General features: G+C 44.7%; 8 protein-coding genes. 1 reads left to right on the plus strand and 7 read right to left on the minus strand.

Annotated features, from left to right (window positions below; all coding sequences use genetic code 4):
- Nucleotides 1-13 precede the first annotated feature (13 nt).
- A complete protein-coding gene (thrS, locus tag CSE00_RS00115) occupies nt 14-1747 on the plus strand; it encodes a threonine--tRNA ligase (RefSeq protein ID WP_127943095.1) in 1734 nt (577 codons plus the stop codon).
- On the opposite strand, the gene arcC is transcribed toward thrS, so the two are convergent.
- From arcC to CSE00_RS00150, 7 genes are all read right to left on the minus strand, one after another.
- Nucleotides 1744-2676, minus strand: a complete 933-nt coding sequence (arcC, locus tag CSE00_RS00120; protein WP_127942518.1) for a carbamate kinase — start codon at nt 2674-2676, stop codon at nt 1744-1746. The two genes, thrS and arcC, sit on opposite strands and share 4 nt — an antisense overlap.
- A complete protein-coding gene (locus CSE00_RS00125; RefSeq protein WP_127942520.1) occupies nt 2676-4196 on the minus strand; it encodes a YfcC family protein in 1521 nt (506 codons plus the stop codon). The genes arcC and CSE00_RS00125 overlap by 1 nt, the downstream gene beginning before the upstream one ends.
- A gap of 2 nt (nt 4197-4198) precedes the next feature.
- Complete coding sequence (argF, locus tag CSE00_RS00130) at nt 4199-5209, minus strand: ornithine carbamoyltransferase (RefSeq protein ID WP_127942522.1); 1011 nt, start codon at nt 5207-5209, stop codon at nt 4199-4201.
- Complete coding sequence (locus CSE00_RS00135; protein ID WP_127942524.1) at nt 5202-6479, minus strand: arginine deiminase; 1278 nt, start codon at nt 6477-6479, stop codon at nt 5202-5204. Before CSE00_RS00135 ends, argF begins: the two co-directional genes overlap by 8 nt.
- 62 nt (nt 6480-6541) lie before the next feature.
- Nucleotides 6542-6919 (minus strand): hypothetical protein, encoded by a 378-nt coding sequence (locus CSE00_RS00140; protein ID WP_127942525.1) that lies wholly within the window; start codon nt 6917-6919, stop codon nt 6542-6544.
- On the minus strand, nt 6912-9671 hold the full coding sequence (locus CSE00_RS00145; protein WP_127942527.1) for an ATP-binding cassette domain-containing protein: 2760 nt from the start codon (nt 9669-9671) through the stop codon (nt 6912-6914). Before CSE00_RS00145 ends, CSE00_RS00140 begins: the two co-directional genes overlap by 8 nt.
- Nucleotides 9661-9988, minus strand: a 328-nt coding sequence (locus CSE00_RS00150; RefSeq protein ID WP_345775206.1) for an oligopeptide/dipeptide ABC transporter ATP-binding protein, incomplete at its 5' end; no start/stop codon positions are given. The genes CSE00_RS00145 and CSE00_RS00150, both read right to left, overlap by 11 nt.

The raw sequence follows: 9988 nt of genomic DNA on the forward strand, positions 1-9988 counted from the left end.
GTATAATAACGCTATGTTTAAGGCCGACCCTGCTCTGAACCACAGTGCCGCTCACCTTTTGGCCGCCAGCGTTTGTCAGCTTTTTCCCGACGTCAAACTCGGTTTTGGACCGGCGATCAAAGAAGGTTTTTATTACGACTTTCTTTTTGCCCAGCCGATCACTCCGCTTGATTTAGCGCGGATTGAAAAACGAATGCACAAACTTGCTAAGCAAAACTACCGCTACGAGTTAGTTGATCCGATTGATTTGTCGGGTCAACCTTTTAAAAACGAGCAGTTAAACGAATTGATTTTAGCTAACAAAACGATTACTTACTACGGTATGGTTGACCCGCAAAGTAAAGCGAGCGTTTTCAGCGATCTTTGCAAAGGTAACCACGTTGCTCGCTCGGGCGAAATTACCCACTTTAAATTGCTTTCCTTAGCAGGCGCTTACTGACGCGGCGATTCATCAAGACCCCAACTGACGCGCATTTACGGAACGGCTTGACCAACTGAGCAAAAATTAACCGAGTATTTAAAAGTTCTTAGCGACCGGCAAGAACGCGACCACCGAAAAATCGGGCGGGAGTTAGAAATCTTCGCCTTTGAACCTCAAGTTGGTCAAGGTTTACCGATTTGACTACCCCACGGAATGGCGATTAAAACCGCGCTGCAAAACTACTTGCGCCAAGTGGAAAAAAGTTTTGGTTTCCAAGAAGTCTCAACACCTAGTCTTGGTCAAGAGTCGCTTTACCAAACTTCGGGTCACCTAGCCCACTACCAGCAAGACATGTTTCCGCTGCTGGAAGTTGACCACGAAAAATTTGTTTTGCGTCCGATGGCTTGCCCCCACCACGTTTTAATTTACCAGTTAAAACTTCGTTCGTACCGTGATTTACCGCTTCGCCTGAGCGAACACGCTCAGCTTTACCGCTACGAAAAATCCGGAGCTCTGAGCGGATTAGAAAGAGTTAGGTCAATGGAGTTGACAGATGCTCACATTTTTGCCCGGTCGGACCAAATTGTTTCCGAGTTTGAAAACTGCTATCGGATGATTGAGCAAGTGCTTCAGCGTCTGGACATTAAAATTGCCTACGTATCTCTTTCGCTTCACGACCCGGGTGACCAAGTTAAGTACTACCCTGACCAAGCGATGTGAAAACTCGCTGAGTCAGAGCTTGTCAAAGTGTTGGACAAGCTCCAAGTGCCTTACCAAAAAAAGGTTGGCGAGGCGGCCTTTTACGGACCTAAAGTTGATATTCAAGTTGAAAACGCCCTAGGTCACGAGATTACTCTCTCAACTTTACAACTCGATTTTCTTTTACCCGAAAAATTTGGTCTTTATTTTGTTAACTCAGCGGGTCAAAAAGAAAAACCAGTCATGATTCACCGCGGCCTCGTCGGTACTTACGAGCGCTTAATCGCAATTTTGCTCGAGCAAACCAAAGGCAACTTACCTTTCTGGTTAGCGCCGCGGCAAGTGTGCGTAATTCCGGTTGACATTCATAAACACCTTGACTACGCCCAGAAAATTACTCAACGCTTAACCGAGCGTGGTTTTCGCGCTGAGCTGGATGAGCGCGATGAACGGCTAAACAAAAAAATTCGCGATGCTCAAACTGGTAAAAGTAAGTTTCAAATTATCTTGGGTGACCAAGAAGTAGCCGATCAGACACTCAGTTACCGCGCTTACGGTCAAAAAATAACCCAAACAAGTTCGTTTGAAAAGTTAGTTGAATACTTAGAAAATGCCCGCCAAAACTAATTGGCAACGATTTTAGTGCCCGCTTTACCAGCGATAATTTGCGCTGCATCGGTTAGGTTACCAATGTAAGCTGGTTGGCCTGTTTTTGTCACGAACTGGAGCGCCGCTTCAATTTTAGGTAGCATCGATCCGACCGCAAACTGTTTTTGACCAACGTAAGTTTTGAGCTCTTTGACGCTGACAGTTGTTAAATCTTTCTCGTTGTCTTTTTGGTAGTTAATTTTAACTGCCGAAACAGCCGTCAAAATAACTAACTTGTCGGCTTTAATGATCTGGGCCAGCAGGGCGGCTGTTAGGTCTTTATCAATCACCGCTGCTTTGCCAACTAACTGGCCCTTTTCCAACGCCACGGGAATGCCTCCGCCACCGCCTGCGATCACCACGGCTTTGTGAGCCACCAAAGTCTCTATCAACTCTTTTTCGACAATCGCCCGTGGAATGGGCGAGGCCACGACTCTTCTTCAACCGCGACCTGCGTCTTCCTTAACGTCTCAACCGTTAGCTTTAGCTAGTTTTTCTGCTTCGGATTGACTTAAAAAGGTGCCGATCGGTTTGCTCGGATTTTGGAAGGCAGGGTCTTGGGAATCAACAAAAGTTTGCGTGATGAGCGTGACGACGGGTCGACTAATTTTAGCGCGCGCGAACTGGTTGTGCAGCGCGTTTTGGATGTGATAACCAATGTATCCTTGACTCATCGCTCCGCACTCGGCAAAAGGCATCGCCTCGGGAATTTCTTGCTTTAAATAAGCGCTTTGAAACGCGTTATTAATCATGCCGACTTGAGGTCCGTTGCCGTGGCAAAGCAGAACCACGTGGCCCTGAGTTGTCAAATCGCTAATCACCTTGGCGGTTAAGGCGACTTTTTGGCGCTGCTCGCTTGGCGTGTTACCAAGCGCATTGCCGCCCAAAGCCACCACGACTTTAGCCATTAGAAAATCACCCCTTGATTGGCCATGGCCCCAAAGGTGATAATTAAAACTAGCGCTAAAACAGCGTAAGTTAAAACTACCGGTCAAATGTTCCGGATTCACACCGGATAAGGTACGCCGCTGTAAGCGGTGTATCCCATTAATGCGGCGCTAGTTGGCGCGCACAAATTAATCACTCCAGAAGCAAAAATGAAAGCCAAAATCGTTAATGCCAAAGCCGCGTTTTGCAGTCCTTGTTCAGTTCCAAGCGCAATTGCTGTCGCAAAAATACCCATGAAAGCCGATGAAAAACCGCTCGTGGAAGGAACTAGGAAGGAAAGAATTAACGAAATTAGGAAGACGCTCACACCCCAAAGAATTAAGTTTGCACCGGCAAGACCAGAAATTGAGCGGGCAATGATCGGCCCAAAGTTAGTCTTTTCCAAAATGATTCCTAGCCCAGCAGCCACGCCAATTAGCAGACAGACGTTGACAACGTCTTTCACGCCACTGACGTAGGTGGTTAAAAAAGTTTCTTCCTTGGTTTGGTCATTTTCAACAAAGTCGTTCCAACTGATGGCAAATATAACTACGCTAATGATTAGAAAAATGCCGGCAACTGAAACAAAGTACCAACCACCAAGCGGTTCCCAAGCCGAATTAGCATCGACCGAAGCTAGCCACCACATCCAAGTGTTTCACCAACCTTGGTCGGATTTTAAACTTGGAAAAAACGACTGCCAAGGTAAAAAACCTAAAATCATGATGACAAAACCAGTCATAAAAAGACCAAGTGCAATTTTGCGACGGACCGTGAAAACGATTTTTTCTGAACTGGCGAATTTGTGGGCAATCGCTTCGGTGTTTAGACCAACTAAGTGACCATTTTTTCGTTTGAGCAATCTGCCAAGGTAAATCACTAAAGCGATCGCGCCAACTTCGTAAATCACCCACGCTAACCAGCGGGTCCCTTGACCCACGCCTTGGGCAAAGTCCGAAAAGGGCGTCTCGCCTTCCACGTTTACTTTGACAATCGCGTCGATCGCGGTTGAAACTGCAAACGGGTTAATCGTGGAAGCTAAACACCCGGTTCCTGCTCCGACCAAAACGACTAAAACAGCCATAAAAGGACCGTAACCTAACTTGACAAAAATCGGAATTAAAACTGGGAAAAAGGCGATTGTTTCCTCCCACATTCCGTAAGTCGTTCCGCCTAGGCCAAAAATTAACATTAGAACTACGATTAAAATTTTGTCTTTGCCGCGCAGCGCATTCACAAGCGCTTGAATGCCGCCATCAATCGCTTTGAGACGCGTCATCACTCCTAGCGTGCCTCCAATGGCAAAAATGAAAAGAATGATTTCTGCTTTACTGGCAAAACCGTGCCAGGCAGCGGTAAAAATATCTAATATCCCGACTCCCTGAATTTCTGAACTAAGTGGGGATCCGATCCATGAAGCGAGCACGAAAACGATCATCATCGCGAAGATGATTGTAAAGGCGCTCGGAATGTAACGTTTACGAGTTTTTTTGGTTGGCATCGCTAGGCTCCGATCGTGGCTAACATAATCGCCTTAATTGAGTGAAGACGGTTTTCGGCTTGCTCAAACACGTGCGAGTAAGACGAGTTAAAAACTTCATCGCTGACTTCGAATGCGCCGTTTTTAACCCGCGGGTACTTACTGCCGTACTTTTTACCCATTTGCTGACTAACTTCGGTTTGGTCGTTGTGAAAAGCCGGCAAACAGTGGAGAAAGATCGCGTCCTTTTTAGCTCGTTTAAGCATCGCCATGTCAACTTGGTAATCGTGCAGAAGTTTGAGACGACTGTCCCAGTCTGACTCACCCATTGACACTCAGACATCGGTGTAAATTACGTCGGCATCGGCTGGTCCTGTTTTAAGGTTGTCTGTTAAAGTGACTGAGCCAGCAGTTTTTTGCGCGATTGCTTGACATTTTTTAACTAGCCCGGGTTCAGGAAAAAGTTTTTTAGGTGCTAGAGCGGTAAAATGCATGCCGAGTTTGACGGCGCTAACCATTAGGGAGTTAGCGACGTTATTGCGCGCATCGCCAACAAAAACGATTTTCAAACCGCGTAGATCTTGACCCTTTAGTTCTTGGATAGTCATAAAATCGGCGACCATCTGGGTGGGGTGTCACTCGTCGGTCAAACCGTTTCAAACCGGTACGCCTGAATAAGCGGCCAAAGTTTCTACGTCGGCTTGAGCATAACCTCGAAACTGAATGCCGTCAAACATTCTGCCAAGCACGCGCGCCGTGTCAGCCGTGGACTCTTTTTTACCAAACTGGGAACCCGATGGCCCAAGGTAAGTCACACCCATACCTAAATCGTGGGCGGCGACTTCAAAGGCGCAGCGAGTCCGCGTGGAGTCTTTTTGAAAAAGCAAGACGATGTTTTTACCTCTTAACACCGGGTTAAAAACCCCGCTCTTTTTTTGTTTTTTAACGGTGTGGGAAAGCTCCAATAAGTACTTGAATTCTTGGTCGCTTAAATCAATAATTTTTAGGAAACTTTTACCTCTCAAATTAGCCATTTTTACCTTCCTTTTTCGCCGCTTTTTGCTTAGGTCGCTCGATTAAGTCACGCCAAAGTGGCATAGACATGCAGCGCGGTCCGCCGCGACCACGGGAAAGCTCGCTTGATCCAACTCGAATCACTTTCACGCCAACTTTTTCCATCTCGGCGTTAGTGACTCAGTTGCGCGCGTAAGTCATCACTACGCCTGGCCGGATCGTCAAACAATTGGCTCCGTCGTTCCATTGCTCGCGTTTAGCGCGGATCGGATCACCGCCGCCGACGATAACAAATTTGATTGGGCGTTTGAGATATTTCTCCAACAAACTTTTAATTTTCATGTTGGCGATTTTGATTTTGATTAGACCGGCCTTGGCGGGCGTTAGTTCGTAAATTTGGTATTCCAACTGGGCCATGTCGGCATCAATGGAAAACTTGTCGTGATCCATTTGCGTTAAAACAGTGTCAAGGTGCATTGAAGCGCGCTCTTTAGGGATGGTAATGCCAATAATTTGCTGGGTTTTTTCAAATCGACCAAAAACTTTGCGGGCAAAACTTTCCAGTCCAGCGCCGTTTGTGCGTTGACTAACCCCAACTAAAAGAGTTTCGGGACTAATCACTAAAATATCGCCTCCCTCAATGTGACCCTCGTCAGTTTTAGAGTCAAAAAGCAGCGGAATATCGCGTCAATCCGGGTGGTATTCCCTGAGGTAGTAGTAAAAAATTGCTTCGCGCCGCCGGGTTTTGGCCCACATCTTGTTAATGTTGACCGCCTGGTAAACGCAAGCTAAAGTATCGCGTTGAAAAAGCAAGTTGGGAATCGGGTCAACGTAAAACGGATAAGGATCATTTTTTAAAAACTGTGCCGCTAAACTCGCGGCAAAATCAGCCTGAATTTCAGTTTTTTTCACGCCGGCTATCATCGCTTTGACTAGCTCTAAGTTTGATTTGTTTTTTAGTCAAAATTGACTAATTGCTTCAATGAGACTCGGGTCACTAATTTCGGCTTGCTGCAAAAACTGACTCACTAACACTTCGCGTAAACTTGCGTCTTTGTCAAGCACTTCGGCCACGAGTTTTTCAATATAAAAAACTTCCACGCCCTCTTGACGCAGCTTCTTAGTAAAATCGTCATGCTCGGCTTGAGCGATGTTAAGGTCCATCACATCATCAAACAAAAGCGGACCGAAAACTTCGGGGTAAAGCCTTTCAACTTCTTTGCCCGGCCGGTGAACTAAAACTTTGCGAAGTCGACCGATTTCGCTAAAAACTTGGATTTGGTTAGCCATGATTTGCTCACTTTCTAATCTGTTTGAGTTAACTTAATTCTACCTAAATTAACGGACTAGCTTTAAAGACCGATTACGATAGCAATGACTAAGATTAGAAGGTAAACGCCCAGGTTAAGCAAAATTGGTCAGTAGTTAATTTGAGCGAGTTTTTCCCGGTACTGGGTCAAATTTTTGGCCACGTACTTAGACCGATTTTGGCGGTCGGTTAACTTTCGCTGGTAATAATTTCAAAGTCAAAGACTTGATCTTTCTAAAAAACCCCACCTTCAAACTAACACTAAAAGGCAAAGCGCGCTCAAAACCGCACTGGCGATAACTAGGGCATCTAATAGGCGGTGGGGACTTTTTCTAACTAGAAAAGCGATTAAAAAAATCATCAACCAAAAAAGTCAACCGATAAGCGAGTAAGTCAGTCCGCTTAGTTTTAACTTAGCCATTTTTCCGCGCTCGTTTAGCGCTGACGCTTTCCTCGCTTTTAAAAGCCGGCACTTGGTAAAGTTTTTGTTCTAAATTACCGACTTTGATCCGACGAGTTCAGAAGTTGTAAAAAGCTTGAGTCCGGGACTTAGATTGAGTCGATTTTTTTGACGTTTTTTTCGTTTCAACTTCAACGGCAAACCGGCGGGCTTTTTCGATTTGGGCGATTTGTTTTTTAAATTCAATCGGTAACACAATCGTGGTGGATTGAGAATGTTCAGGCGCTTTTTGCTGAGTGCTGATTACTTTAGTCGGCGATATTTTAGCCGCGCGGTTTCACTTTTTAATTTGCTTTTCGCTCGCTAAGACGAGGTGATTTTGGTCAACTTGCCAGTAGTGAGGGGAATTGACTAAAGAGTATTCGTCTAAGTATTGCAAACCAAAGTTACCTTCTTTGAAAGGCGTGTTCGCGTTTTCAATCGTCGGAATGGCTTGGAAAAGATTTTTAGTGTAGGGGTGAATTGGATGCGCAAAAACTGTTGAAGAAGCGCCGCTTTCAACAACTTTACCCAGGTGAATAATTAAAAGATCATCGGCGATGTGTTCCACCATTGATAAGTCATGGGCAATGAAAATAATCGCAATGTTATTTTTGGTCGCTAAATCACGCAGTAAATTGACGATTTGAGCTTGGATTGAAATGTCAAGCGAAGCGATTGGCTCGTCGGCGATGATCACTTTTGGTCGTGTGATGAGCGCTCTAGCAATCGCGATTCTTTGAAGTTGACCGCCTGAAAATTCAAACGGGTAGCGGTAAGCGTGTTCGCGCGAAAGTCCAACTTCGCGGAGCGCTTGGTAAACCTTAGTTTTGTAAAGTAAATCTGGTAAATCAAAACTTAGTTGGGACTGACCAGTTTTTTCAAAAAGTTCAAACACAATTTTGATGTCACGTTGTTGACGAGTAAAATCCAGTTTAAGCAGTTTAGTCAAACTGTGCTTTTCTTTGATTTGAGTTTTAAAACTTTTAACTTTTTGTTTGAGCGAAAGCAGTTCCACTTTAATCGCTTTTCTGTCAAAGCGGTGTTTCAGTTGGTAATCAATTTTTTTGACTACGTTTTTGCTTAGACCTTGGTTTTTAAAATCTCAACCAGGGTTGCGCTTAAGTTCGCTAACGGTTTTTTTGTATTGACTAATGTCTTGCCGACCCATTTTTAAAATTTGTTTTCACTTGGCGATAAAAATTTGGTGGGCTTTACGACTTTGGCTGAGAAAAACTTTTTTGCGCGCGGCTAAGGAGTTTTGGACTTGTCTTTTAAGGTCGCGCAGTTCTAGCTGCAGTTTTTTCAGTTGACCTTCCACCCAATTTTGGTATGTTCACCAAGCTTGTTTGTAACGGAACTTTTCCTGTTCGTACTCTTCGCGTGTGATAGCGGGCGGGAAGGGAGTGCCTTTGAGATCGCTTTTTAACTGACTAATTTTATCTTTGGTAGTTTTTACTTCTTGCTGAGCAGATTTTCGGCGGCTGGAGGCTAAATCGTAAAATTCTTTGAAAACTTTCAAAGACGCGCTAACTAGGTCATCAACGATAAATTGCAAAACTTTGGCGCTAATTGGATCGCTAGTGTAAATCAGTGCGCTGTAGTTTTGGAAAACTTGCCCGGTTTGTTTTTGTAAGTTGTTTTTTAATTCGTAAAGACGCTCTTGGGTTAAATAAACTAAGTTGGACGCAAAACGAGTTCGGAAGAAACGCAAGAAGACTACGTTAGTTCAGTAGTTAACAAGGTAAAGGTTTGCCTCTTGAACCGTTTGAGCTAGTCGTTTTTTCTGTTTGAAGTTAGCTTTAGCCAACCGGATTTCTTCGGTCAAAGAAGCGATGATTTGCTGATTGATAGTTAAGCGCTTGCGGGAGTCGCTATGTTTTTGACTAAGCCTAAGTTTTAACTCGGCAATTTCGTGGTCAATTTTGATCGCTTCGCTTGAGCGCGAAACTTGAACGCGGGCTCTTTCGTACTGTTGACGCGCCAAATTCAAGTTGGTTTCTTCGGGGTTAAGTTTGTTTTGCCGGAACTTTTTCTGGTGCTCGTAATAAAAATCAATTAGGTGATCTTTCAAGTTTTCGAGTTGATTGGTGATGTTTTGGTAAAGACTGTGTTTTTGACCGTAGTAGTGGACTAGTAACTCGCCTAGCGCTTCTTCGGCGGTAGCAAATTTGTCAATTTGTAAACGCTCAAGGTGACTCACGATTTGATCCATTTGTTTTTCAAACAGAAAAGTCGTGTTTTGGTTAAACTCAAGCGCACTTTGGTATTTTTTGAGCAAAAAAGTCCACTTGAAATAGCAACTAACTTTGTTATAGTCGGTCAAAATATCGTTAATCGAATCGTTAATGGTGTTGTTAACTACCAGCGGTTCTTTCAAAATCGAGAAAATGTTACGTGTCGGGTTGAGCGAAGAGTGGGGATTTTGAAAAATCATTTGCATGTTGCGACGCAAAAAACGTTTGGTCGCTCGGGAAACTTTACGACCCGAAACAATTTGTCCATCAAGTTGAATTGACCCGGAAAAACTCGGCAATATTCTAATTAAAGCCCGACCAATTGTGGTTTTTCCCGAACCAGATTCGCCAATAATACCCAGCACTTTACCGCTGTAAAGTTCAAAAGAAACGCTGTCCAAAGCTCGGTGAAACCGGCTACGGGTTTTAAAAGTTTTCGTCAGACCGTTAACTTTTAAAATTGGTGCGGTTATTTTCGCGCTCTTTTTACGAGCCATGCGAACCTCCTGATTTTTTTTGCCGACTAAAAACCCGTTTAAACTGGAGCATAATCTTTTTCACCCGGGGTGGCAAAGTGACTTTAGGAGCCTTAGGGTGGAGTAGTCAAGATGCCGCGGCGTGGGTTTTGCTAATCGGAATGAGCGGTGGCTCAACCCGAAAATCCACTTCAAGCGCGTAAGGATTGCGCGCGGCAAAGGGGTCTCCGGCGGGCAAGTGTTCAAGCGAAGGTGGCCGACCAGGAATCGAATCTAATTTATCTTCTGACTGGTCGGGCAAAGCCGATAGAAGCGCTCACGTGTAAGGGTGACGAGGA

Origin of the sequence: Mycoplasma sp. ATU-Cv-703 (genome assembly GCA_004011965.1) — a bacterium.
In the GTDB taxonomy this organism is placed as follows: domain Bacteria; phylum Bacillota_I; class Bacilli_A; order Mycoplasmatales; family Metamycoplasmataceae; genus RYZV01.